This is a genomic window from Euzebyales bacterium, from assembly GCA_036374135.1.
GTDB lineage: Bacteria > Actinomycetota > Nitriliruptoria > Euzebyales > JAHELV01 > JAHELV01.
The window spans coordinates 59,583-85,378 of record DASUUK010000065.1 but is presented as its reverse complement, the minus strand read 5'-3'; the positions used below and the strand labels follow the sequence as shown (position 1 = coordinate 85,378).

22 protein-coding genes are annotated in these 25,796 nt (G+C 70.9%); 15 read left to right on the top strand and 7 right to left on the bottom strand.

Translation table 11 applies throughout. The features are described from left to right. The first annotated feature begins 2 nt into the window (after positions 1-2). From VFZ70_10215 to VFZ70_10185, 7 genes are all read left to right on the top strand, one after another. A complete protein-coding gene (locus VFZ70_10215; GenBank protein ID HEX6256169.1) occupies positions 3-1,172 on the top strand; it encodes an acyl-CoA dehydrogenase family protein in 1,170 nt (389 codons plus the stop codon). A 10-nt stretch (positions 1,173-1,182) separates the two neighbouring features. Then, positions 1,183-2,505 (top strand): amidase, encoded by a 1,323-nt coding sequence (locus VFZ70_10210; protein ID HEX6256168.1) that lies wholly within the window; start codon positions 1,183-1,185, stop codon positions 2,503-2,505. Between the two features lie 88 nt (positions 2,506-2,593). Then, entirely contained in the window at positions 2,594-3,073 is a 480-nt protein-coding gene (gene ybaK, locus VFZ70_10205) for a Cys-tRNA(Pro) deacylase (GenBank protein ID HEX6256167.1), read from the top strand. A gap of 445 nt (positions 3,074-3,518) precedes the next feature. Continuing rightward, positions 3,519-4,085: an ACT domain-containing protein gene (locus VFZ70_10200; GenBank protein HEX6256166.1), complete on the top strand. Its 567-nt coding sequence runs from the start codon at positions 3,519-3,521 to the stop codon at positions 4,083-4,085. A gap of 40 nt (positions 4,086-4,125) precedes the next feature. Further along, a complete protein-coding gene (locus tag VFZ70_10195; protein ID HEX6256165.1) occupies positions 4,126-5,505 on the top strand; it encodes a PFL family protein in 1,380 nt (459 codons plus the stop codon). 784 nt (positions 5,506-6,289) lie between these two features. Further along, on the top strand, positions 6,290-6,445 hold the full coding sequence (locus VFZ70_10190) for a hypothetical protein (GenBank protein HEX6256164.1): 156 nt from the start codon (positions 6,290-6,292) through the stop codon (positions 6,443-6,445). A 643-nt stretch (positions 6,446-7,088) separates the two neighbouring features. Continuing rightward, the gene (locus tag VFZ70_10185; GenBank protein ID HEX6256163.1) at positions 7,089-7,565 is read left to right on the top strand and encodes a MaoC family dehydratase; all 477 of its coding nucleotides are present in this window, start codon (positions 7,089-7,091) and stop codon (positions 7,563-7,565) included. Between the two features lie 326 nt (positions 7,566-7,891). On the opposite strand, the gene VFZ70_10180 is transcribed toward VFZ70_10185, so the two are convergent. Further along, positions 7,892-9,319, bottom strand: coding sequence for a beta-propeller fold lactonase family protein (locus VFZ70_10180; protein HEX6256162.1), 1,428 nt, complete (start codon positions 9,317-9,319; stop codon positions 7,892-7,894). Between the two features lie 224 nt (positions 9,320-9,543). On the opposite strand from VFZ70_10180, the gene VFZ70_10175 reads away from it, so the two are divergent. From VFZ70_10175 to purB, 5 genes are all read left to right on the top strand, one after another. Continuing rightward, positions 9,544-10,842, top strand: coding sequence for an adenylosuccinate synthase (locus VFZ70_10175; protein HEX6256161.1), 1,299 nt, complete (start codon positions 9,544-9,546; stop codon positions 10,840-10,842). A gap of 1 nt (position 10,843) precedes the next feature. Continuing rightward, positions 10,844-11,203, top strand: a complete 360-nt coding sequence (locus tag VFZ70_10170; GenBank protein ID HEX6256160.1) for a hypothetical protein — start codon at positions 10,844-10,846, stop codon at positions 11,201-11,203. Then, positions 11,200-12,471, top strand: coding sequence for a phosphoribosylamine--glycine ligase (gene purD, locus VFZ70_10165; GenBank protein ID HEX6256159.1), 1,272 nt, complete (start codon positions 11,200-11,202; stop codon positions 12,469-12,471). Before VFZ70_10170 ends, purD begins: the two co-directional genes overlap by 4 nt. 76 nt (positions 12,472-12,547) lie before the next feature. Further along, positions 12,548-14,119 carry a lytic transglycosylase domain-containing protein gene (locus tag VFZ70_10160; GenBank protein HEX6256158.1) on the top strand — a complete coding sequence of 524 codons (1,572 nt, stop codon included), beginning with the start codon at positions 12,548-12,550 and terminating at the stop codon, positions 14,117-14,119. A 59-nt stretch (positions 14,120-14,178) separates the two neighbouring features. Next, positions 14,179-15,597 (top strand): adenylosuccinate lyase, encoded by a 1,419-nt coding sequence (purB, locus tag VFZ70_10155; protein ID HEX6256157.1) that lies wholly within the window; start codon positions 14,179-14,181, stop codon positions 15,595-15,597. A 10-nt stretch (positions 15,598-15,607) separates the two neighbouring features. Here the strand turns inward: purB and ligD are convergent, their stop codons facing one another. Both ligD and VFZ70_10145 read right to left on the bottom strand, forming a co-directional pair. Further along, positions 15,608-16,525 (bottom strand): non-homologous end-joining DNA ligase, encoded by a 918-nt coding sequence (ligD, locus tag VFZ70_10150; GenBank protein HEX6256156.1) that lies wholly within the window; start codon positions 16,523-16,525, stop codon positions 15,608-15,610. After that, positions 16,515-16,805 carry an acylphosphatase gene (locus tag VFZ70_10145; GenBank protein HEX6256155.1) on the bottom strand — a complete coding sequence of 97 codons (291 nt, stop codon included), beginning with the start codon at positions 16,803-16,805 and terminating at the stop codon, positions 16,515-16,517. The genes ligD and VFZ70_10145 overlap by 11 nt, the downstream gene beginning before the upstream one ends. Positions 16,806-17,060: 255 nt before the next feature. Between VFZ70_10145 and VFZ70_10140 the strand changes: the two genes are divergently transcribed. Together VFZ70_10140 and VFZ70_10135 are read left to right on the top strand one after the other, a co-directional pair. Further along, positions 17,061-18,071 (top strand): ATP-binding cassette domain-containing protein, encoded by a 1,011-nt coding sequence (locus tag VFZ70_10140; GenBank protein HEX6256154.1) that lies wholly within the window; start codon positions 17,061-17,063, stop codon positions 18,069-18,071. A gap of 13 nt (positions 18,072-18,084) precedes the next feature. Continuing rightward, a complete protein-coding gene (locus VFZ70_10135; protein ID HEX6256153.1) occupies positions 18,085-18,903 on the top strand; it encodes an ABC transporter permease in 819 nt (272 codons plus the stop codon). 45 nt (positions 18,904-18,948) lie between these two features. Here VFZ70_10135 and VFZ70_10130 read toward each other — a convergent pair whose 3' ends face one another. From VFZ70_10130 to VFZ70_10120, 3 genes are all read right to left on the bottom strand, one after another. Beyond that, on the bottom strand, positions 18,949-19,461 hold the full coding sequence (locus VFZ70_10130) for a DinB family protein (protein HEX6256152.1): 513 nt from the start codon (positions 19,459-19,461) through the stop codon (positions 18,949-18,951). Positions 19,462-19,551: 90 nt separating this feature from the next. Beyond that, the gene (locus VFZ70_10125) at positions 19,552-21,546 is read right to left on the bottom strand and encodes a biotin carboxylase N-terminal domain-containing protein (protein HEX6256151.1); all 1,995 of its coding nucleotides are present in this window, start codon (positions 21,544-21,546) and stop codon (positions 19,552-19,554) included. Next, positions 21,543-23,159, bottom strand: coding sequence for a carboxyl transferase domain-containing protein (locus tag VFZ70_10120; protein HEX6256150.1), 1,617 nt, complete (start codon positions 23,157-23,159; stop codon positions 21,543-21,545). Before VFZ70_10120 ends, VFZ70_10125 begins: the two co-directional genes overlap by 4 nt. Before the next feature lie 212 nt (positions 23,160-23,371). Between VFZ70_10120 and VFZ70_10115 the strand changes: the two genes are divergently transcribed. After that, positions 23,372-25,150, top strand: coding sequence for a hypothetical protein (locus VFZ70_10115; GenBank protein ID HEX6256149.1), 1,779 nt, complete (start codon positions 23,372-23,374; stop codon positions 25,148-25,150). Positions 25,151-25,217: 67 nt separating this feature from the next. On the opposite strand, the gene VFZ70_10110 is transcribed toward VFZ70_10115, so the two are convergent. Further along, positions 25,218-25,673: a GNAT family N-acetyltransferase gene (locus VFZ70_10110; protein HEX6256148.1), complete on the bottom strand. Its 456-nt coding sequence runs from the start codon at positions 25,671-25,673 to the stop codon at positions 25,218-25,220. Positions 25,674-25,796: the final 123 nt, after the last annotated feature.

The following is a 25,796-nucleotide window of genomic DNA, read 5'->3' as shown; positions in this document are numbered from 1 at the left end:
CGGTGGGTGCGCCGATCGATCCGATCGATCTCGTGGATGTCGACGCGCTGCTGTCCGGCGACGAGCGGCGCTGGCGTGACAGCACGCGTGAACTTGTGCACGCCCACGTTCTCGATGACGTCGAGGCCTGGCACGACCGTGAGCACTTCCCCACGGAGCTCATCGAGCCGATCGCCGCTGCCGGGCTGCTCGGCATGCACCTCGACGGCTACGGGTGCGCTGGCGCGTCGGCGGTGTCGTACGGGTTGGCCTGCATGGAGCTCGAGGCCGGCGACAGCGGCATCCGCAGCTTCGTGTCGGTGCAGGGCTCGCTGGCCATGCACGCGCTGTGGCGGTACGGCTCCGACGAGCAGAAGGACCGGTGGCTGCCTGACATGGCATCCGGTCGTGCCGTCGGCTGCTTCGGGCTGACCGAGCCGACGGCCGGGAGCAACCCCGCACAGATGCGCACCCGTGCCAGGCGTGACGGTGGCGACTGGATCCTCGACGGCCACAAGCGGTGGAGCACGAACGGCACCATCGCCGACGTCGCCATCGTGTGGGCGCACACCGACGACGGCGTGCGTGGGTTCGTGGTGCCCGCCGAAGCCGACGGGTTCGCGTCGATGCCGATCACCGGTAAGCGTTCGCTGCGCGTGTCGGCGGCGTCGGAGCTGCACCTCGACGGGGTGCGCCTGCCGGGCGCTGCCGTCCTGCCCGGTGCCGAGGGGATGAGTGGGCCGCTGCACTGCCTCGAGGAGGCCCGCTACGGCATCGTCTGGGGTGCGTTGGGGGCGGCGCGCTCGTGTCTGGAGGCTGCGGTCGCGCACGCCACGACCCGCGAGCAGTTCGGACGACCGATCGGCGCATTCCAGCTCACGCAGGCCAAGCTCGTCGACATGGCGCTCGAGCTCAGCAAGGGCCTCCTGCTGGCCGTGCACCTCGGCCGGCGCAAGGACGCGGGCGACCTGGTGCACGTGCAGACCAGTCTCGGCAAGCTCAACAGCACGCGCGAGGCGCTCGAGATCGCGCGGACGGCGCGCAGCATCCTGGGCGGCGACGGGATCACTGACCGCTTCCCGGTGATGCGCCACATGCAGAACCTCGAGACGGTCATCACCTACGAGGGCACGGCCGAGATGCACACCTTGATCGTGGGTGAGGCGATGACCGGCCTGCGCGCGTTCACGTAGCATCACGCCCGTGACGCCCGTCCCGACGATCGTCGACGCGGCCCGCGCGTACCGCGCCGGTGAGCTGTCGCCCGTGGAGGTGGCCGACGCCTGCCTCGATCGCATCGTGGAACGTGACGGGACGATCAGGGCGTTCGCCGAGGTCACCGCCGAACGCGCGCGATGGCAGGCACGGCAGGCGGCCACTGAGCTCGCCGACGACCCGGACGGCCACCGACCGCTGCTCGGCATCCCAGTAGGCGTCAAGGACATCGTCGACGTCGCAGGCGTCCCCACGCGGGCGGGGATCGACGGGCTCGATGCACGACCTGCGACCGCGGACGCCGTCGTCTGGCGGCGCCTTGCGGCGGCGGGCGCGGTCCTGATCGGCAAGACCGCCACGCACGAGCTCGCCTACGGCGTCGCCACACCGCCGGTGCGCAATCCGGCCGATCTCGACCGGATGCCCGGCGGATCATCCGGCGGCTCCGCAGCGGCGCTCGCCGCGGGCATGTGCCTTGGCGCGGTCGGCACCGACACGGCCGGGTCGATCCGCATCCCCGCCGGCCTGTGCGGCGTGGCGGGACTCAAGCCCACGCGCGGCTGGTGTCCCACGGACGGTGTCCTGGCGCTGTCGCCGACGTTGGATCACGTCGGACCGATGGCCCGGACGGTCGGCGATCTCGCACCGCTGCTGGCCGCGATGGCCGACCGTCCCGTCACCGCCGACGCGTCGTCGCTCGCAGGCATGCGGGTGGGTCTGGCCGTCACGGAGACGCTGTGGACGTCCGCCGTGCGGGTCGCGTTCGCGTCGGTGGCCGACACGCTCGCCGCACATGGGGCAGTGGTCGTCGAGGTCGACACGCCGTCGTTTGCGGTGGCGCGGTGGCACGCCGATCGGATCATCGGTGTCGAGGCCGGCGTCATGCACGCCGACCTGCTGGACGCGTCGAGCGGCGGGCTATCGGCGACGACACGAGATCGCCTGGCATCGGCCGACCGCATCGACGGCCCGACCTACTTCCGAGCCGCGGCGCACGCGAAAGCGGTGCGCGCCGGGTTCGAGCGCGCCCTCGGATCGGTCGACGTGCTGCTCGCCCCCGGCGTCGCCTCGACGGCACCGGCCTATGGCGCCGAGGGTGTGGAGGTCGACGGCCGTTGGCGTCCCCTCGGCCACGTGCTGTGCCACAACATGGCCGCGGCCAACCTCGCAGGTCTGCCGGCCGCCGCGGTGCCAGCCGGGCTCGCGGACGACGGGCTGCCGGTGAGCGTGCAGCTGATCGGTCCGTCGGGCAGCGACAGCAGGCTGCTCTCGATGGCGGAGGCGTTGCGGATCGTCGCAGACCGGGGCTGACGGGCCGCGATCGAATGCGGCTGGCGATGTGGCAGCGCTCGACGCCGGACCCCGATCGTGACGACGACGTCCGCTACCGTTTGACGCGATGTCCACAGGACCGACGACTCCGGCGACGCTGGCGCTCGAGGCCGCCGGCGTCCCGTTCCGCGCCCACCCGTACCACCACGATCCGGACACCGAGAGCTTCGGACTCGAGGCGGCAGCGGTGCTCGGCGTCGAGCTCGAACGGGTGTTCAAGACGCTGATGGCCGACGTGGACGGTGAGCTCGTCGTCGGGATCGTGCCGGTCACGGCGAGGCTGCAGCTGAAGGCGTTGGCCGCGGCGGTCGGCGCGAAGCGCGCGACGATGGCCGACCCTGCCGCCGCCGAACGCCGTACGGGCTACGTCGTCGGAGGCATCAGCCCGCTCGGCCAGAAGCGGCCGCACCGTACGGTCCTCGACGAGACCGCCGCGCTGTTCGACACGATCTATGTCTCGGGCGGACGACGCGGGTTCGATGTCGAGCTCGCCCCCGATGACCTGGTGCGGCTGACGTCGGCCACGCTCGCCGACATCGCCCGCTGATCCGGCTCGGCGACGAGGCGCAGCGTCAGGCCCACGATCACGACGCCGGCGACGCCGACGATCAGCGACAGCCACGCGGGGAACAGCGCGACGAGCATCGCGGCGATCGGCCCGGGTACGAGGATCGCGTGGGCCACCGGGCGCAGATCGGGCGTGTCCGCCATGACGCCACGGTTCCGGTGGTCGGTGTCGCGTCCAGCGGTTCGGCGTCACGCCGTCGCGCCGAACACCTGCCACAGCTCGTCGAGGACCGCCGCGGGATGCGCGTGTGACCGCCGGGCGCCGTCACGCACGGCGGCGTGACGGCCACAGCGTCACGGACGGCTAGCATCTCGGGAGCCGGTCGCCCTTGCTCCACCGCCACCAACGGCGGTGGCACCGTAGACAGCCGCGGCGTCGTGCGGTCTCCGGATCGCGTCTCAGCCCACCCGCACCTGAGGTCCTGATGGCCAGCCCCTTGCCCTCACACCTGTTGACCGTCCTCACACCCGATCAGACCGGGATCATCGCCGGCATCGCCACGCTGCTCGACGAGCTCGACGTGGACCTGCTGGCGCTCAGCCAGACGGTGCTGCACGACTACTTCACAGTGCTCATCAGTGCGCGGTTGCCCGCGGCGGTCGACGTCGATGTGCTGCGCGACAAGGTCCAGGCGCAGATCGGTCCGGACGCCACCGTGGCGATCGTGGCGCACCGCGCCCCGACGGCCGCTGCGGTGGATGCCGACCGCTACGTGCTCACGGCGACCGGCCGTCCCCATCCTGGGCTGGTCCGAACCGTCAGTGCCCTCGTGGCCTCGCGCGGCGGCAACTTCACCGACTTCTACAGTCAGACTTTCGGCGATCGGGTGACCATGGTCGCCGAGGTCGACCTGCCGGCCGACGTCGCGCTCGACCAGCTGCAGATCGACCTCGAGCACGCCACGGCAACGTCGGGCGTGCACGTGCGCATCCAGCACCACCGGCTGTTCGTGGCGACGAACGAGATCGCGTTCCGGCGAGTGCAGCCGTGAACGCGCTCCCGGCGCCGCCGCCCCTCACGACAGGCAGATCATGATCCGGTCCGATCCGATCTTCGACACCATCCGGATGTTCCAGGAGGAGCACCTGGACGTGCGGACCGTCACGTTGGGACTCGACCTGCAGGACTGCTCCAGCCCGGTCGCCCGGCACCTGCGCGACAAGGTGCACGCCAAGATCGTCCGCCACGCCGGCGACCTGGGCCGCGCGACGGCCGACATCGAGCGGCGGTTCGGGATCCCGGTCGTCAACCGGCGGATCGCCGTCTCGCCCATGGCGTCCGTCGCAGCAGGTCACGGTCATGACGATCTGATCGCCATCGCCGGCACCCTCGACGGGGCGGCGGGCGCCGTCGGCGTCGACCTGATCGGCGGCTACAGCGCACTGGTGCACAAGCACAGCACGCCCACGGCCAGGGCGCTGATCGACAGCCTGCCGGAGGCGCTCGCGACGACCGACCGGGTCTGTGCCAGCGTGAACGTCGCCAGCACGCGGGCCGGCATCAACATGGACGCCGTGTTGCAGGCTGGCCGGACTGTGCGGGCGATCGCCGACGCGGACGCCGACCACCACGGGTTCGCCTGCGCGAAGCTGGTGGTGTTCGCCAACATGCCCGACGACAACCCGTTCATGGCCGGCGCGGTCCACGGACAGGGCGAGGCCGACGCCGTCGTCAACATCGGGGTGTCCGGTCCGGGCGTCGTCGCGCGCGCGTTGCAGCGATTGATCGATCACGTGGGGCCCGAGCACCTGACGCTCGCCGACGTGGCCGAGGAGATCAAGATCACCGCGTTCCGCGTCACGCGGGTCGGCGAGCTGATCGGCCGGGAGCTCGCCGAGCGGCTCGGTGTGGCGTTCGGCATCGTGGACCTCTCGCTCGCCCCGACCCCCAAGGTGGGCGACTCGATCGGCGAGATCCTGCAGACGATGGGTGTCGTCGAGGTGGGCGCACCGGGCTCGACCGCTGCGATCGCGCTGCTCAACGACGCGGTCAAGAAGGGCGGCGCGTTCGCGAGCAGCAGCGTCGGCGGGCTGTCCGGGGCGTTCATCCCGGTCATGGAGGACGCGACGCTCGCGCAGGCCGCTGCCGACGGAAGCCTGACGCTGGACAAGCTGGAGGCCATGACCAGCGTGTGCAGCGTGGGCCTCGACATGATCGCGATCCCGGGTGACACGCCCGGCGAGACCGTGGCGGCGTTGATCGCCGACGAGATGGCGATCGGTGTGAGCAACAACAAGACGACGGCGGCACGACTGATCCCGGTGCCGGGCATGACCGCCGGCGATCATGTCAGCTTCGGCGGGTTGTTCGGCGAGAGCGTCGTGCTACCGGTGCGTGGCGTAGCCGGGTCCGACCGGTTCGTCCGCTTCGGCGGGCGCATCCCGGCGCCGGTGCAGAGCCTGCGCAATTGACCCCGCGGGCAACCGTCGTCCGCTGCGCACGCCCTGGATGAGCGTGTGCTGTCGTGGCTGGTCGGCCGTGGCGAGCAGCTGTGCCGTGGGATGACGGGCCCGGGGATGGCCGTTGGAATGCGCGAGCCAGGTTCCAGCCGACCTCTGGGACGCCGCCCAGAAGGTCGCGTCGGGGTGATGGCATGCACCCGACGCGTCTCGATCAACTCTTCATCGTGGTCGACGGTCGCGGTGGGTCAGGACTGCAGAGGAGCCGATAGCACACACCCCAGTATCACTGCTGGCCTCCACCGAGGATCTACCGGCGTCCCCGCTAGCCCGGCTGTTCGTCCCGGAGCGCGCGAACGGTTGACGCTGCCGAGCGGCGTCAGCGACATCACGCCACCCGCGCGCTGACAGGGTGTGAACGTGTCGGGCGGGCGCATGGTGGTGAAGCTGGCACCAGTGACCTACTCTGTCCCGCCTCCGAGACGAGTGGTCCAGGGGTCGACATGAAGCTCCATCGCGGTGCCAGTCCATCCGTCATCGCTGCGACGGCCTACTACTTGACGGCGACGGACAGTCGCTCAGATCCTCTCGTCCGCCACCATCTCTTGGCCCTGGCGGCGTTCGATGACAGCCGGTTGCGCGACGCTCACACCTATTGTGACCGTCGCGTCGACAGGTCCCGCGACCCGAGCCACGACCTACGCGCGCTGGACGTAATCGACGACGCGCTCCTGCACCTGCACAAGCGCTGAGCCGGTAGGACCGGCAGTCGGGCGCACCAGCAGTTGCAGCATGAATGGACTCGCACACGACAACCATACGCATCGAGGACGGCCTTGCTGCCGTCGCCGAATGGGAAGCCGAGCAAGGCCGGCTGACCGCCGACGAACGCGCCATGGCCGACCGCCAGCTCGATGCGCTCATCGGCCGACCGCTGCCGCACAGCACGTGATCATCTACGACACCGGCGCGCTGGTCGCCGGCGAACGCAACGACCGGCCGATGTGGGCGTTGCATGACGCGGCGCTGCGCCGCGGGATCACACCCATCGTACCGGCGGGTGCGCTCGCACAGGCCTGGCGCGGCGGTCCACAGGCACGGCTGTCGCAGTTGCTCCGCGGCTGTGTCACCGAACCCTGGACGAGCCGCTGGCCCGTGACGTGGGGTCGCTCTGCGCGACCGCCGACACCTCCGACATCGTCGATGCGTCGGTCGCCCTCATCGCGAGGTCCCGACAGGCGACGATCGTGACGTCTGACGAACCCGACATCAGACACCTCGCCGCCTCAGCAGGCGCCACACTCGTCATCCACCAGATGTAGTGGTGCCGGCGATCCCGGTAGCGGCAGTCCAAGTCCGTACTTCCTCTGTACTTCGGGCTGCTCGTCATGGTCAGGCCGTGGACGGCGTTGGATCTTCGCGTCGACGGGGGCCGGCGCGTGGACGGACGTGGTCAGGACGACCGCGGTCGGGGGCTGAGCGGGCGTCCCGGTCCCGGCATGGGCACCACGGCCCGCCGATCTGGGTGACCACTGCGGATCCGGTGGGTGTACTGGGACGGCACTGTGGCGGCACACGACGAGGGAGGGACCGCGATGGACACCACGACCAGCACGACCACGACCGGTGCGCCCCCGATCCGCAGGACGGCCGTCTGGCCTCGCGGGGTCCCGGCCGTCGGCCAGACCGCCGAGCGGTCGCGGACGATCGGGCCGGACGACATCGACACCTTCGCCGCCATCAGCGGCGACCGCAACCCGCTGCACTACGATGCCGCGTTCGCCGGCTCGACGAAGCTCGGCGGCATCGTCGTCCAGAGCGGCCTGATCACAGCGATCATCAACGGCGCGGCCGCCGAGGGGGTGCCCGGGCCGGGGTCGGTCTTCATGAACACGAACCTGGACTTCAAGGCGCCGGTGCGACCCGGTGACACCATCACCGGCCGCGTCGAGGTCCTCGAGGTCCGCGAGGACAAGCCGATCATGAAGATCCGCGCGACGGTCACCCGCCAGGACGGCGTCGTGTCGGTCGATGGCACCTGCGTCAGCTACACGTTCCCGATGCCGGGCTGACCGTCGGGATCGACGAGGAGACGTTGCCGTTCAGCCGCGACGGATCCAACGAGCTTGCTGCAACCACCCGTTGAATCCGCACCGGCTGCCAGCGGTTGAAGACCGTCGGGGAGCCCCCGGATGCCGGGGAATGCCCTGGATGTGAAGGCGCGGAGTGCGTGGACACGAAGTCCTGTGACCGGCGCAACGTCTGCGTGGTTGCGTGTCGCGAGGTTGAACCCGTGCTCGAGCGCGGTGGCGGCGATGAGCGCATCAGGCAACCGGAGGTTGACATCGCGGCTGATCCGCCCGGCGCGGCCCCGCTTCTCCTGGCGCCGCCCCGTGCGCTACTTCACGAGATCGGCGCGGTGGCGGCCGAAGCGTCCACCGTCGCCCGCCGCCAATTCGTCGTGGGGTGGCACCTCGTAGACCTGCACCCGGTTGTCGAGGAAGTCCGAGAACGCCAGCAGGCTGCCGTCGTCGGACACGTCGAGCCCTGTGGTCTGGTTGCCCCCGACGATCGCGTCGAGCGGTTCCCCGCTGCGCGCGTCGAACGCCAGCACCGACCCCCACTCGGGACCCGGCAGGTAGTAGGACTGCGGGTTGTTGGCACCCCGGTTCGAGACGTACAGCACGCGGCCGTCGGCACCGAGGTCGATGGTGTTCGGCTTGGCGTCCGTGTCGGCCAGTTCGCGCACGCGACGCCCACTCATGTCGTGCACGTAGACCGCGTCGGTGCCCATGTCGTCCGCGTAGAGACGCCCTCGGTCCGGATCCCCGACGAGGTGGCGCATCGCGCCGCCGGTGGTCTCGAGGATGCGTGACGATCCGTCGCGCAGATCGATCCGTTGGACCTGTCCCGCGTCGAAACCGGCCACGTACAGGGTGTCGCCGTCGTCGGTGACGAAGAGCCCACGTGGCGTGGCGACCGTGCGCAGCCGGCGCCGCACGCGCCCGGTGTCGAGATCGATCTCCGACACGTCGTTGCTCGACCAGTTCGAAGCGTAGAGCCTCGACTCGTCCGGGCTCAGCGCCATGACCTTGGTCCACGATCCACCCGTGCGCAGCTGTCGGCGGACGCGGCGCGTCGCGGTGTCGATCTCGAACACCGACGCGCTCTCCATCTGGCTGGCGAACGCCGTCGTCCCGTCGGCGGTGAAGATGACCTCGACCGCACCGTGATCGCCGAGGTCGACCGTCGCCAACCGCCGGCCCGAGCGCGGCCGGTAGACCTCGACACCGGGACCGCCCAGCAGTGTGACCCACAGCTCGCGGCCGTCAGGCGAGAACGCCACCTGTTTCGGTGCCGATCCGGTCCGGAACTGTGCGACCTTGTGATGGAGCTGTCCGCGCGGGTCCAACCACCAGCGCAGCACCCGGTTCCGGTCGACCTTGACCCGCCGGGTCAGGGGCTGCCGGCCGCGGTGGGTCACCGTGACGGTCGGTCGGCCCTCCGGCACCTCCGTGGCGAACGGCGTCGTTCCGGTGATCGCCGGACCGCCGTCGGGCGGCGTGATAATGACCTTCGCGCCCTGCGGCCGGGTGGCGATGCGCACGCGGTGTCGCCGCGCCGGTGTCGCGGGTTGCGTCGGCGCGGCGGAGGCTGTGATGTCGGACGGGGCGGTTGACGCGGCCGCCTCCGTCGCCTGCGCCTGCGCGGGTGCCGGGTCGTCGGAGAACGCGGCGCGCACGGGATCCAGCAGCGTGGTCGTCAGCGCGGGCGACGCGGCCCATCCGACCGCGGTCGCGGCGGCCAGCAGCACCAGCAGGATCACGACGCGGGCCGTCCGGGACCCGCGGGCAGGACGTGAACCGCCTTGCGCCGTCACGACTCGACCCCCTTGCGTCCGTGTGCAGCCTACGCCCGATGACGACGTGTCCCGGTATCCTGCGCGCGACGTCCTCACCGTCGCGCCGGCCCGGTCATGGATCCGAGCGTACGGCGCGTGATTACAATCGCGCGGCCGCCCGCATCACCGGCTCGAGGGGACTCGCCCACATGTCCGCCATCATCGTCGTCGGCACCCAGTGGGGTGACGAGGGCAAAGGCAAGGCCACCGATCTGCTCGCAGACAGCGTCGACTACGTCGTGCGCTACCAGGGAGGCAACAACGCCGGACACACGGTGGTCGTCGGCGATGTCACGCTCAAGCTCCACCTGGTGCCATCGGGCGTCATGTACGACCACGTCACACCGGTGATCGCCGATGGGGTCGTCGTCGACCCCGGGGTGCTGCTGACCGAGCTGGATCAACTCGTTGATCAGGGTCTGGACGCCTCACGCCTGCGCATCAGCGGCAACGCCCACCTGATCATGCCCTACCACCTGGAGCTCGACCGGTTGACCGAACGGCACCTCGGTCGGCAGAAGCTCGGCACCACCAAGCGTGGCATCGGGCCGGCATACGCAGACAAGGCCTCTCGGGTCGGCCTGCGCGTGCAGGACCTGTACGACATGAAGATCTTCCGCCAGAAGCTCGACACGGTGCTCAAGGAGAAGAACGCGATCCTGTCGCGGGTTTACAACCGGCTGCCGATGAAGGCCGCGGACATCGAGACCACGTACCGGGTGTACGCGGAGCGGTTGGGCCCGTACATCGCCGACACGGGCACGCTGCTGCACGACGCGCTGGACTCGGGTCGCGCCGTGCTGCTGGAAGGGGCACAGGGCACGCTGCTCGACCTCGACCACGGCACGTATCCGTTCGTGACGTCATCGAACCCGGTGGCGGGGGGCGCGCTGACCGGCTCGGGGCTCGGCCCCGACCGCATCACCCGGGTGATCGGCATCACCAAGGCGTACGTCACGCGCGTCGGCTCGGGACCGTTCCCCACCGAGCTCGGCGCCGACGGGGCGTCCGCGGACAGCCAGGCGCTGGCCGAGCGGATGACCGAGGCCGGCGGTGAGTACGGGACGACCACGGGTCGCCGACGGCGGGTCGGGTGGTTCGACGCGGTGCTCGCACGGTACGCCCGGCGGGTCAACGGGCTGACCGAGCAGTTCCTCACGAAGCTCGACGTCCTCAGTCAGTTCGACACGCTGCGCGTGTGCCGGGCCTACCGCTATCAGGACAGCGAGTACGAGCACTTCCCGCCGCACCAGTCGATCATCCACCGGGCGACGCCGGTCTACGAGGACCTGCCGGGGTGGCGCACCGACATCACCGAGGTGGAGAACTTCGCGGACCTGCCGAAGGAGGCACAGGCCTACGTCGACCACCTGGAGGAGCTGACGCAGGTGCCGATCCGTTGGGTATCGGTCGGCCCCGCCCGTGGCCAGACCCTGGAGCGTGGCTGACATGGCGGTGCGCCCCGTCAACGAGGACTGGCTGATCGACCAAGCGCCGCGGACGGCGTTGCGGGTCGCCAGCAGCGTCTTCGGGCAGGTCCGCAGCTGCACCGTCGAGTCGCCGGTCGCCGGCGTACTGGTCGTAACGCGCCGGTACGCGACCCCGCTGGTCGCGATCGCGAGCATCGTGCTCGTGCCGCTCACCGTCGGACTCAGCCTGCTCGCGTTGGCGTTCGCCAAGAGCACCAATCGCATGACGGTCCGCGCCGAGCGCGATGGCGACGGGACCCGGCTCGTCCTCGAGGGGCGGATGCCCGCCGGGCTGCTCGATGCCCTGCACGACGCACTCGGCCTGGGGGATCCGCGATGAAGGTGCTGGTGATCGGTGGCGGAGGCCGCGAGCACGCCCTGTGCTGGGGGCTGGACCGTGCGGACTCCGTCGGCGCCATCGACTGCGCCCCCGGCAACGCCGGCATCGCCGACGTCGCGACGTGCCACCCCGCCGTCGACCCCGTCGACCGTGACGCCGTAGTGGACCTGGCGCGGTCGATGGAGGCGGACCTCGTGGTGGTCGGACCCGAGGCGCCCCTGGTCGCGGGCGTCGCCGACGCGGTCCGAGCCGCCGGGATCCCGGTGTTCGGGCCGTCGTCGGGCGCGGCGCGCATCGAGGGGTCAAAGCAGTTCGCGAAGGACGTGATGACGGCTGCCGGCGTCGCCACCGCCCGCTACTGGAGCGGTGACGACCCCGATCTCGCGGTCGCCGCGCTCGACGACTTCGCGCCGCCCTACGTCGTCAAGGCCGACGGCCTGGCCGCCGGCAAGGGTGTCAGCATCTGCGAGGACCGCGATGCCGCCGTGGCTGCGATCGAGGAGACGATGATCGCCGGCCTGTTCGGTGACGCCGGCAACGTCATCGTGATCGAGGAGTACCTCGTCGGGCCGGAGGTGTCGGTGCTCGCCCTCTGCGACGGCGCGGACTGCCGCCCGCTGGCGCCGGCGCAGGACTTCAAGCGCGCGTTCGACGGCGACGAGGGCCCGAACACCGGGGGCATGGGCGCGTGGTGTCCGTATCCGCTGGACGACGCGACGGTGGCAGCGCTGGAGCGCGGCGTGTTCCGTCCCGTGCTCGCCGAGCTCGCCGCGCGTGATCTGCCGTTCGTCGGCGTCCTGTACGCCGGACTCGTGCTGACCGAGCGTGGCCCGCAGGTGCTCGAGTTCAACGCCAGGTTCGGCGATCCGGAGGCCCAGGTGGTGGTGCCCCGGATCCGCACCGACCTGGGTGTGCTGCTGCGAGCGTGTGCCGAGGGCACGCTCGCGGCTGCCCCTGAGATGCGCTGGGACGAGCGCTCCTGCGTGACCGTCGTGCTGGCATCGGGCGGCTATCCGGGCGCGTACGAGACCGGCGTGGTCATCGACGGCCTGGACCGGGTCACGAGAGACGGCGCGATCGTGTTCCACGCGGGAACCTCGCGCGACGGCGATGACGTGGTGACCGCGGGAGGCCGTGTGCTGGCGGTCTCCGGCCTCGGCGACGGCGTCGCGGATGCGCGGGCCGTCGCGTACGCGGCAGCCGACACCATCACCTTCGACGGCCTGCACCGTCGCGAGGACATCGCACGCCGGGCTCCGACCGTCTGAGCACGCGTTCGAGAATGGGGGTGTTCACGACCCACCTCGCTGTCTACGATGGTCTGAGAGTCGGCGAGGAGAGGACGTGCGGACGGCGGCGGGAGCACGGGCATTCATCGCCCTGACGAGCACGCTTGCGATGGTCGTCGCGTTGATCGTGTCGGGGCCGGTCGGTGCCGCCAGCGCGTCGATCCCGAGCCTCGATCAACCGCTCGTCGACGGGGCGTTCGTGCCGGATCCCCACGCGAGCCTGGGGGTCGACCGGCCACCGGAGGACGGCCCGACGTCCCCGGACGAGCAGTACGTCGCGTCCAGACCGCCCGCGTCAGAGGGCTCGACCGCACTGATGCGCGAACGCACGACCGACGGCGTCGAGGACTGGGCGCTCGAGCTGCTCGACAGCGCCGGCGAGGATGAATCGCAGCTGTATGCGCTGGCCGGATCGGTGCCACCGGCGACCGTGACGGGGCTCGACAGCGTGCAGCCGGCGCTGCTCGCGGTGCCTGAGGTCGTGCTCGCCGCGTATCGGAACGCTGCTCGCTTGGCGCCCTCGGTGGTCGACGGGTGCCGCGTCGACTGGGCCACGCTGGCCGGCATCGGCCGCGTCGAGTCGCGCCACGGCATGTTCCGCGGGCCCGACAGCGTGATCGACGCGCGCGGCGACATCGCCGATCCGATCATCGGTCCGGCGCTCGACGGCAACGGGTTCGCGGCCATCCGCGACAGCGACGAGGGACGTTGGGACGGCGACAGGGAGTGGGACCGCGCGGTCGGGCTCATGCAGTTCATCCCGACCAGCTGGCAGCAGTTCGGCCAGGACGGCAACCAGGACGGCACCCGTGACCCGCACAACGTCTTCGACGCAACGCTCGCGGCCGTCGACCACCTGTGCAGCACCCACCCTGGCGACCTGCTCGACGACGAGTTGCTCGAAGATGCCCTCCACTCCTACAACCACTCGACCGCGTACGTCGTTGAGGTGATGCGCTGGATCGAGGTGTACCGCGACGCCGACACGTCGCTGCTGCTCGCCGGATCGCTCGCGGGCGCCGACGAGCTGCGCAACCCGTTCTCGGGCGCGCTCACACTCGTGAACTTCGACAACACCCCGGGCGGGCGCGTGCTCAGGATCGCGGGTGGCGGCAGCTCCTCCTCGGGCTCCGGCGGCGTGGTCGTACGCAGTGACGACAGCGGCACGGGGCCGGGTTCCGCGTCGAGCGCCACGACGCCGTCGGCACAGGGTGGCGCGTCGTCGAAGACCTCATCCAAGTCCTCCACGACGTCGTCGACGAAGACCACCGCCAAGAAGTCGTCGAAGAAGAAGTCGACCACGTCGTCGCCGTCGCCGAGTCCGTCGCCCTCGCCGTCGCCGTCGCCGTCGCCCAGCCCGTCCCCGTCGCCGAGCCCGTCGCCGTCGCCCAGCCCGTCCCCGTCGCCGACGCCGACGACCGAGCCGGAACCTGCCCCGGCTCCCGCGCCCGAGCCTGAGCCGGCCCCTGAGCCTGAACCTGAGCCGGCCCCTGAGCCTGAACCCGAGCCGGTCCCTGAGCCTGAACCTGAGCCCGTCCCTGAGCCTGAGCCGACCCCCACTGCCCAGCCCGAACCGTCGCCGGATCCGACGCCGGCCACCGAGCCGGAGGAGAGCCCGACACCCTGACGACCGCGCCCGTCGCGTGCCTGGCGCTGCGGCGGCCGCCGAGGGGCGACAATGGGCTCATGATCCCCGACATCCTCGCCGCGCGTTACGCGTCGACCGAACTGGCGGAGCTCTGGTCGCCTCACACGAAGGTCGTCGTCGAACGGCGGCTGTGGCTCAACATCCTGCGTGCGCAGCGGGCGCTGGGCGTCACCGTTCCCGACGGGGTGATCGCCGACTACGAGGCGGTGGTCACCGATGTCGACCTCCAGAGCATCGCGGAACGTGAGCGCGTCACCCGCCACGACGTGAAGGCGCGTATCGAGGAGTTCTGCGCACTCGCCGGCCACGAGCACGTGCACAAGGCCATGACATCGCGGGACGTCACCGAGAACGTCGAACAGTGGCAGATCCGTCGATCGCTCGCACTGATCCGCGACCGGATGGTCGCGACGCTCGCGCGTCTTGCGGCCCGCGCGGTCGAGTTCGAGCACGTCGTGATGGCCGGACGGTCGCACAACGTGGCGGCCCAGGCGACGACCCTGGGCAAACGCTTCGCGTCCGTGGCCGAGGAGCAGCTGATCGCGTACGAACGGATCAGCGACCTGCTCGAGCGCTACCCGCTGCGTGGGATCAAGGGCCCGGTCGGAACGGCTGCCGATCAGCTCGACCTCCTGGACGGCAACCTCGACGGGCTCGTCTCACTCGAGTCGACCGTCGCCGATGGTCTGGGCTTCGATCGTGTGCTGGACTCGGTCGGGCAGGTCTACCCGCGATCACTGGACTTCGATGTCGTGTCGGCGCTGGTGCTGGCGGCGGCGGCGCCCTCGAGCCTCGCGACGACGATCCGCCTGATGGCCGGTCACGAGCTGATCACCGAGGGGTTCCGGGCCGGACAGGTCGGCAGCAGCGCCATGCCGCACAAGATGAACACGCGGTCGTGTGAACGCATCAACGGCCTGGCAGTCGTGCTGCGCGGCTACGCAGCGATGACCGGCGAGCTGGCGGGCGCGCAGTGGAACGAGGGCGACGTGTCGTGCAGCGTCGTGCGCCGCGTCGCGCTGCCGGATGCGTTCTTCGCGGCCGACGGGCTGTACCAGGCTCTGTTGACGGTGCTCTCCGAGCTCGGCCCGTACCCCGCGGTGATCGAGCACGAACTGGACCGCTACCTGCCCTTCCTCGCTACCGGTCGGGTGCTCGGCGCAGCGGTGCGGGGCGGCGTCGGTCGCGAGACCGCCCACGACGTCATCCGCGAGCACGCGGTGGCGGTCGCGCTGGACATGCGCGAGAAGGGGCTCGAGCACAACGATCTGCTGGACCGGCTCGCCGCCGACGACCGCCTGGGGCTGTCCCGGACCGAACTGCACGCGCTGGTCGCCGAGCCCGAGACGTTCACCGGCGCGGCGTCACGGCAGGTGCGCGCGGTGGCCGACAGGGTGGCGGACGTCGTGGCGGGCCATCCGACGGCCGCCGCGTACGAGCCCGCCCCGATCCTGTGATGCGGCGGGGTCAGGTCGTGGTACGGGCCCTGGGGCTGCGATCGACCGCTGGGTAGCCCCAGCGTTCAAGGCGGTCCCGCGCCTGCTCGATGCGGTGTGCGGGAGCCGGCTCGGCCCAGTGGTCGGGTCGGTCCAGCGCCGTCCCCACCGTGATGGTGTGCGGATCGATGCCGTCGGCGACCTCGTCCCAGGTGAGCGGAGCGGACACCGTGGCCTCCGGTGTCACGCGAGGGCTCCATGCGGCCACCGTGTGCTGACCCTGGCCGTGCCGGGACCAGTCGATGAGCAGACGTCGGCCGCGGTCGGCCTTGCGCATCTCGACGGTCAGCTGGTCTGGGTGGCGATCGGCGAGGCAGCGGGCGAGCGCGAGGGCGAAGCCGCGCAGCTCGGTGAAGCCGTACCGGCGCTCGACGCGGACGACGACGTGCAGCCCGCGCTTGCCGCTGGACTTCACCCGGGCGGCGAGCCCGAGCTCGTCGAGCAGTTCCCGCAACCGCAGCGCAACCGTCGCGACGGGTGGGTCGTCGCCTGAGGGATCGAGATCGAACAGCAGCGAGTCGGGACGGTCGGGACGATCCGTCGTCGACAACCAGGCGTGCAGTTCCACGACGGCCATCTGGGCCGCCCACTGCAGCTCGCGCCGACCGGCGATCACCAGGTAGCTCACGTCGCGCTCCGACGACGCCGACCATGTCGTGAAGCGGTGCAGGTCCTCGGGCACGTCGTCGCCGAGGTGCTTCTGCACGAACCCGGACCGGTGGATGCCGTTGGGGTGACGTTTGAGTGTCAGCGGCCGGTCCGCCACGGCGCGCAGCAGGCGATCGTGGGCAGCGCTGTAGTAGTCCCACAGGTCGGCCTTCGTGATCCCCGCGTCGGGCCACAGCAGCTTGTCGGGACTCGTCAGCCCGGGTCGGCTGTCAGCCGACAACCTCGAACCGCCGTTCGTTCTCGACCGGGTCGACGTGGTCGACCTCGACATCGTCGACCGTGGCCATCGGTGGCCCGGTGCGGCACTCGTCGATCAGCTGGTCGACGTCGTTGCGTGTGCCCTGCACCTCCGCCTCGACCCGGCCGTCAGCGGCGTTGCGGACCCAGCCGGTCAGGCCCCGCGAGCGCGCCTCGTCGGCCGTCGTCGCGCGGAAGAACACGCCCTGCACGCGGCCCGACACCCACAGGTGGACACGGATGATGTCATCGCCTTCGCTCATGCAGGCCAGTCTTACCGGATCTCGGGCGATCCCAAGCGTTCCACGGGCGGGTCCCCTCCGCCATACCGACGTGCCACCTCGTGGACACCACGTGTGCCTCCCGCGAACCCTGCTCGAGGCACGCATCTCGCGTCGAAGACGACCCGTCAGTGTGCCGTGACCGCGCCGCGCCGCGGATGCGCGGCTAGGGTTTCCGCCAACGGCTGATGCCGGTCCGCCTCCGCGGGCTCGGCGATCGTGGAGAGTGGAGCAAGCATGGCGCACACGCCCGCCGTGGTCGTCGAGAACCTCAGCAAGGCGTTCGGCCGGACGCGCGCGCTCGTCGGCATCGATCTGGCGATCCGCGAGGGCACGGTGCTGGGGCTGCTCGGTCCGAACGGTGCCGGCAAGACGACCGCCGTGCGCGTGCTGTCCACGTTGCTGCGTCCCGACGACGGACGCGCGACCGTCTTCGGCGTCGACGTCGTCGAGCAGCCGGCACTCGTGCGGTCGCTGATCGGCCTCGCCGGCCAGTACGCCGCGGTCGACGAGTTGCTGACCGGGCGGGAGAACCTCCGGATGGTCGGCCGCCTGTACCACCTGCGTGAAGCTGACGTGAAGGCACGGGGCGACGAACTCCTCGAACGCTTCGACCTCGTCGACGCCGCCGACCGGCCGGTCAAGACCTACTCCGGCGGCATGCGGCGGCGGCTCGACCTCGCGGCGAGCCTGGTCAACCGCCCGCGGCTGCTGTACCTGGACGAGCCGACCACGGGCCTCGACCCGCGCAGCCGCGTCGATCTGTGGCAGATGATCAAGGCGTTGGTCGATGACGGGACGACGCTTCTGCTGACCACGCAGTACCTCGAGGAGGCGGACCGGCTGGCGGACGAGATCGCGGTCATCGATCGCGGACGCGTGATCGCCGAAGGCACGGCCGACGAGCTGAAGTCGTCCGTCGGCGGCCAGGTCGTCGAGGTGAAGGTCACACGACCCGACGACGTGGCGCGCGTCGTCGACCTGATGAGCAGGGTCGGCGAGAGCGAGGCGAGCCGCACCGGGGACCTGACGATCACGGTCCCGGCGACCAACGGCGTCGCCACCGTCGCCGACGCCGCCGGCGCCCTCCGCAACGAGCAGGTGGACGTGACCGATCTCGCATTGCGCCGGCCGACGCTCGACGACGTCTTCCTCGACATCACCGGCCGCGTCGCCGAGGACGAGCCGTCCATGAACGGCGAGGGACCACGGCGCAGGGGTCGTCCTCGTCAGCGGCAGACGACGTGAGGAGTCCCCGACCATGACCACCATCGCCGCGGAGCGGACTGAGGCGCCGTCCCCGCAACGGATCGGGCTCGGCACAGCGCTCTCTGACGCCGCAACGATCACGCGTCGGTACCTGACGCACATCAGACGACAGCCGCAGCTGCTGGTCTTCTCGACCATCCAGCCGGTCATGTTCGTGCTGTTGTTCCGCTACGTGTTCGGCGGCGCCCTGGAGCTGCCGCCGCAGTACAACGACAACTACTCGAACTTCCTGCTGCCCGGCATCTTCGTGCAGGCCGTCGCGTTCGGATCGACCCAGACGGCGATCGCCCTCGCCGACGACCTGTCGAAGGGCGTGATCGATCGGTTCCGGTCCCTGCCGATGGCCCGCTCGGCCGTTCTGCTGGGCAGGACCACGGCCGATCTCGTGCGCGGGTGCTTCGTCGTGCTGATCATGACCGTCGTCGGTCTGATCATCGGCTTCCGCCCCGATCCGCTCGGTCTGCTGGGCTCGATCGCTGTCGTCGTCGGCCTCGGCTTCGCGATGAGCTGGATCTATGCGCTGGTCGGCATGTCGGTACCGAACGCCGAGACGGCGCAAGCGGCCGGCTTCGTCGTCACCTTCCCGCTGGTCTTCGCCAGTGCGGTGTTCGTGCCGACCGAGACCATGCCGGGCTGGCTGCGTACGTTCGCCGAGAACAACCCGATCACCCACGTCGCCGAGGCGTCGCGCTGGCTCGCCACGGGCATCGGTGACGCGTCGGATCACCTGGCGTGGTCGCTGATCTGGATCGCCGGCATCCTCATCGTGTTCGTTCCGCTCGCGGTCCGTCGCTACCGACGGATGAGCTGATCGACACCGTGCGTGTGGTGCGCCGCCGCGGCCGGACCGCCGCGGTCAGTCGAGGCGATCCCACAGGCCGCGCACGTACGCGGCCTGGCCGACGTGCTCGAGGGCGTCGTCGAGCACGCTGACCAGTCGGACGGCGACGGTGACCGGGGGGTCGTAGCGCTCGTCGATCACCCGGTCGAGTGTGTCGGCGTCGAGTGTGTCGAGATCGCGTGCCACCGCGGCGGCCACTGCGTCGTGGTACGCGAGCAGCGCGTCCGCGCTCTCGGGAAGCAGCGCGGCGACCTCGTCGGACGTGTGGCCGAACCCGTCGTCCATCGCGCCGGCCGGCAGGCCGAACCGCGTCGCCCAGTCCGCGGTCGTCCAGAGCTGCTCGCGGCCCGTGATCTCCGCCACCTGCGCGTCCTGGATGCGGCTGAGGTGCCACACGAGCCAGCCGATCGGGTTGGCCTCGGCGTCCGGTCGCCAGACCAGACCGTCGACGTCGAGCCCGCCCACGGCCTCGTGGACTCCCTGCGTCGCACGGTGGAACCCGTCGTGGAGCAATCCGATCCCGTCCATGAGGATCACGGTATCGGACCGGCGGCTGCGGCGCCTTGACCCCGAACACCGTGCCGAATGCGGCCACACCGACGTCGTCGACGGCCGCGGTCAGCCCGACGTGTCGTCCGCCTCGACGGCCAGCAGGGTCTGGTCGCGCGCCACCTGATCGCCGGGTCCGATCGAGAGCTTGCGCACGACGCCGTCCGCCGGCGCGCGGAGCTGGTGCTCCATCTTCATCGCCTCCATCACGACCACCGGTTGGCCCGCGCGCACCTCATCACCGTCGGCCACGTGGACGCTGAGCACCGTGCCCGGCATCGGCGCGAGGACCGGTCCACCGTGCGCCTCCGCGTCGCCGGCTGCAGCGAGCTGCTGCTGGCGGCGCACCGCCCAGACCGTCCCCCGATCGGACACCCACGTGATGTCGCCATCGTCAGCGTGGACGTAGCGGCGCACGAGGCCACCGACGTCGACGTGCAGCCAGTCGCCGCTGACATGTGCGGCGGCCGCCATGACGTCATCGTCGTCGATCCGCACCGACGCGCGGGCGGCCGGTCCCTGCAGGTGCACGGTCACCGCCCGGCCGCCGGATGTCAGGCGCACCGGCGTCCACGCGGCGCCCCCGATCCGCCAGCCGTTGTGCAGATCGAAGACGCTGTGGCCGGCACGACGCTCACGGGCGAGCTGGTCCGCGAGCGCGGCGGCGACGAGAACGTGGTCCGGCGGCTGCGTCGCCGTCAGCGCGTCGAGCTCGCGTTCGACCAGTCCCGTGTCCATCGCGCCGTCGCGCACCGCCGGGTGCGCCACGAGGCGGCGCAGGAACCCGACGTTCGTGGGGAACCCGAGCACGACGAAGCGCTCCAGCGCCGCCCGGAGGCGCAACAGCGCCGCGGGGCGGTCGGGTCCATGGACGATCACCTTCGCCAGCAGCGGGTCGTAGACACTGGGCACGGTCGTGCCCTCGCCGATGCCACTGTCGACGCGCACGCCCGGTCCGGAGGGCTCGCCATATGCCAGCACGCGGCCGCCCGTCGGAAGGAAGCCCCGCGCCGGGTCCTCGGCGTACACCCGCGCCTCGACGGCGTGGCCGCTCGACACCACGTCGTCCTGTCCGAACGTGAGCGCCTCGCCGGCCGCGATGCGCAGCTGCCACTCGACCAGGTCGATCCCGGTGAGCAGCTCGGTGACGGGATGCTCCACCTGGAGCCGCGTGTTCATCTCGAGGAAGTAGAACGTGTCCGGGTGGTCGGCCGGCACGATGTACTCGATCGTCCCGGCACCCTGGTACCCACAGGCGAGGGCCGCGGCTACAGCGCTCGCACCGATCGCCGCGCGTGCATCACCGTCGAGCAGCGGCGACGGTGCCTCCTCGACGACCTTCTGGTGGCGCCGCTGCAGGCTGCACTCGCGTTCGCCGACGTGCACGGTCGTGCCATGGCGGTCCGCAAGGACCTGAACCTCGATGTGCCGAGGTCGTTCCACGAATCGCTCGAGCAGCACCCGGTCGTCGCCGAAGGCCGCGGCCGCCTGCCGCCGGGCGGCGCCGATCGCCTCCCGCAGATCGCCGAAACCGGTGACCACCGTCATGCCCTTGCCGCCGCCCCCGGCGACCGGCTTGACCATGACGGGCAGGCCGACCTCGGCCGCGGCGGCCACCAGAGCGTCCTCGTCGAGGTCTCCGTCGTCGGTGCCCGGGACGACCGGGATGCCCGCGTCGCGCATGAGCGCCCGCGCCCGCGCCTTGTCGCCCATCGCCTCGATCGCGCCGACCGGTGGGCCGACGAACGTCACCCCGGCGGCCTGGCAGGCGCGTGCCAGCGCAGGGTTCTCCGAGAGGAACCCATAGCCGGGATGCAGCGCCGTCGCACCCGTTTCCACGGCCGCCGTGACCACCCGCTCGGTGTGCAGGTAGCTGTCGGCCGGCGCCGCCGGACCCAACCGCACCGCGAGGTCGGCCAGGCGCACGTGCGGGGCGTCGGCGTCGGCATCGCTGAACACCGCGACGGAGGTCACACCCAGGCGCTGCAGGGTGCGGATGATGCGCACGGCGATCTCGCCGCGGTTGGCGACGAGCACGCGGTCGAACATGATGGTCGGGCTCACATCCGGAACACCCCGTACCCGGGCTCGCCCAGTGGCGCGTTGGCGCACGCCGACAGTCCCAGCCCGAGGACCATCCGCGTGTCGAGAGGATCGATCACCCCGTCGTCCCACAGGCGCGCGGTCGCGTGGTAGGGGTGCCCCTGCGTCTCGTACTGCTCGCGGATCGGCTCCTTGAACGCCTCCTCGTCGGCCGGCGACCACCCGCCGCCGTCCGCTTCGATCCTGTCGCGCCGCACCGTGGCGAGCACGGTCGCCGCCTGCTCCCCACCCATGACCGAGATGCGGGCGTTGGGCCACATCCAGACGAACCGCGGGTCATAGGCGCGGCCCGACATCGCGTAGTTGCCGGCTCCGAACGACCCGCCGATGATCACGGTGAGCTTGGGCACCCGCGTGCACGCAACCGCCATCACCATCTTCGCGCCGTGCTTGGCGATGCCGGCCGCCTCGTACTCCCTGCCGACCATGAAGCCGGTGATGTTCTGCAGGAACACGAGCGGCACGCCACGTTGATCGCACAGCTCGACGAAGTGCGCGCCCTTGAGTGCCGACGAGCTGAACAGCACTCCGTTGTTGGCGACGATGCCCACCGGGTGGCCATGGATGCGCGCGAACCCGCAGACGAGCGTGTCGCCGTAGCTCGCCTTGAACTCGTGGAACCGGCTGCCGTCGACCACGCGCGCGATCACCTCGCGCACGTCGTAGGCGGTTCGGTTGTCGGGTGGCACGACGCCGTACAGCTGCGTCGGGTCGATCTCGGGCTCCTCGGCGTGCGCGACATCCCACGGCGGCTCCGGGCGTGGTCCGACCGTCGCCACGATCGACCGCACGATCGTCAGCGCGTGCGCGTCGTCGTCCGCAAGATGGTCGACCACACCCGACTCGCGGGCGTGCAGCACGCCACCACCGAGCTCCTCGGCCGACACGTCCTCCCCGGTGGCAGCCTTGACCAGCGGTGGCCCGCCCAAGAAGATCGTCCCCTGGTCACGGACGATGACCGTCTCGTCGCTCATCGCCGGGACGTACGCCCCGCCGGCCGTGCAGCTGCCCAGCACGGCGGCGATCTGCGGCACCCCCGCCTTCGACAGCAGCGCCTGGTTGCGGAAGATGCGCCCGAAGTGCTCGCGGTCGGGGAACACCTCGTCCTGCAGCGGCAGGTAGGCGCCACCGGAATCGACCAGGTAGACGCACGGCAGCCGGTTGTCCATCGCCACCTGCTGGGCGCGCAGGTGCTTGCGGACCGTCACCGGGAAGTACGTGCCGCCCTTGACGGTGGCGTCGTTGGCGACCACCATGACCTCGCGCCCGCTGACACGGCCGACGCCGGTGATCAGGCCCGCCCCGGGCGCCTCGTCGTCATACATGCCGTGCGCGGCCAGTGGTGACAGCTCGAGGAACGGCGTGCCGGCGTCGAGCAGCGCGTCGACACGGTCGCGCGGCAGCAGCTTGCCGCGGCCCGTGTGGCGGTCACGCGCCCGCGCGCCACCGCCCTCCGCGGCGGACGCGAGCTGCGCGCGCAGATCCGCGACCAGCCGCCGGTGGGTGCCCGCGTAGCCGGCGAACCGATCGGACCCGGGGTCCGCGGCAGAGGTCAGGACGGTTCCGGCGCGCATCGGCTGACAGCCTACGCCCGCCGTCCACACGCGGGCTCGGGTCCGAGCCACATCCACCTGGTGCGGCGCCCGATCGGGCTCACGCAGCGTGCAGTGCCGAACACCCCACAGTAGACGATGAACGGTCTCGTTCCCAGTCTGTTCTCCGGCACGTGGACGGACTAGGTTGATCGTGCACGCTCTCAGCCGCGGACGAGTTCGGGGGTCTGATCATGAGCTTGGTCGCGGTGCGTCGACCGACGCGAACGGTCCTGTCCATCGCCCTCGCGGCCGCGCTGGTGACGGGAGTGCTCACCCCGCCTGCGCACGGTCAGGCGCCCGACGGTGCATGTGCGGCCCCGGTGCCGATCGATGAGGTCAGCGACGGCCTGACGGGGACGGGCCTGACCGTGTCCGACGGCACGACCCCCGAGCCGTTCGACGCGGAGGTGCTCGGGGTGCTGGTCGACGGCATCGCGCCGGGCATCGACTTGATCATCGCCGACCTCTCCTCACCCGCAGTCGAGCGTGCCGGCATCTGGGCAGGCATGTCGGGTTCACCGGTCTACGCCGCCGACGGCCGGCTCATCGGGGCGGTCTCCTACAGCCTGGCGTTCGAGCAGTCGTCGATCGCCGGCCTCACGCCGGCGGCCCAGATGACGAAGCTCTACGACTACCCGGGGGCGACGCAGTCGCTGTCGCTCAACGACAACGTGCAGCTGCCGACGGCGCTGCAGCAGGCCGCGGTCGAGGCGTCTGACGCAAGCAGCGCGGAGGTCGGTGAGGGCATGGCGCCGCTACCGGTGCCGCTCGCGGTGTCCGGACTGCGCAGCTCGCGCCTGCCGGAGCTCGAGAAGCGGCTGCGGAGTCGGGTTGAGATCGCCTCCTTCGCCGCGTCTGCCGCGGGGGCGGCCACGGCCGACCCGAGTGAGATCTTCCCGGGGAGCAACTTCGCCGCGGCACTGTCCTACGGCGACGTCAGCGCCGTCGGCATCGGGACCACGACCGACACCTGCGACGGAATGGCACTCGCCTTCGGTCATCCGTTCCTCTGGACGGGCCGGACCGCGTTGAGCGCGCACACAGCGGACGCGATCGTCATCCAGCCCGACGGCGGGTTCTCCTACAAGATCGCCAACCCCGGCGGCGTGGTCGGCACGGTGGACCAGGACCGGTTGACCGGACTCCGTGCCGCGCTCGGCGACGGCCCCGAACCCACGGTCATCTCGTCCACGGTGCGGTCGTCGACGACCGGTGAGTCCCGGGACGGCCGGACCTTCGTCAACCGGGACGACGACGTGCCCGACATCGCCCCGTTCCACCTGCTTGCCAACCTGGATCGGATCCTCGACAAGATCGGTGAGGGACGGGCGTCGCTGACGTGGACGCTCGAGGCGACCGACCGCCAGGGTGAGGCGTTCCAGCTGCGGCGCAGGAACCGCTTCGCCAACCGGTTCGACGTCTCGTTCGAGTCGATCTTCGAGATGCTCGACTGGCTGTTCGTCATCGAGCAGCTCGGCGGCAACGTCTCGTACGAGACGATCCACATGACCTCGACCGTCAACGAGTCGTTCGACCGGCTGCAGTTCGGTGCCGTAGCGGTGAAGGTCAACAGGAGCCGGTGGCGCGACATCGGCTCGATCTCGCGGCTGCGTCCGAACCCGGGCGCGTTGATCCGCGTGCGTGTCGGTGTCAAGCGTCAGGGCAGCGACGCGGTCCACCGCACCCTGTACCGCCGCATGCGGGTGCCGCACCGGCTGTCCGGCCAGTCGATGACGCTCGGGGTCTTCGGTGGTGCGAGCGTGCAGGGTGAGACGAACATCTTCGCCGCGACGACGCTGAACGGTGCGCTGCAGCGGATGCGCCGGACCGACAGCGCCGACGAGCTGCTGGTGCGGCTGCAGCGCGCGCGGGGGCCCGAGGCACCGGGGCCGTTGGTGCTCGCCGAGACCGAACGCCTGTTGACGAACGTGCTCGGAGGTCGGCGAACGGTCCGGGTGACGGTCCGATAGCGCGGCGGTTCCGTACCGGACGCTCCGCCAGCGGCTGCGGCATTCGGGACGTGGTGGTACGGAGCAGCTACAGATCCTTGGCGAAGCAGCGGGACCGCGGTGAGCACCGGTGGTACCCGTACGGCGCGATCGGGTGGTACCCGGCGCTGGCGTACAGGGCCATCGCCTCGGGCTGTGCCGTGCCGGTCTCGAGCACGGCCTGGCCGTAGCCGAGGTCGCGGGCGCGCTGTTCGAGCGTCGTCAGCAGTCGCCGGCCGATGCCGGTGCCGCGATGCGCCGCGCGGACGTACATGCGCTTGATCTCTGCCGTGTCGTCGTCGTGGCGGCGGACCCCTCCGCACGCGACGGGGTCGCCGTCGACGCGCACGACCACGAACGCGCCGGTCGGCGGCCCGAACTCGCCATCTGCGAGCGGGGTCTCGTCGCGGCCGCCGTAACGGATGACGTACTCGTGCTGGACCTCTTCGATGAGCGCGGTTGACACGGCGTCGTGGTAGTCCGCGTCACGCAGGTCGATGCTCATGGGGACCACCTTGACATCGACTGCGCCGCTGCGGCAACCGCCCCCGGCGGTGGCGACTCGCAGGCGCAGTCACGATCGCAGACGAGACCGGGCGGAGCACCCGTCTTCACGTTCGGCCGATGC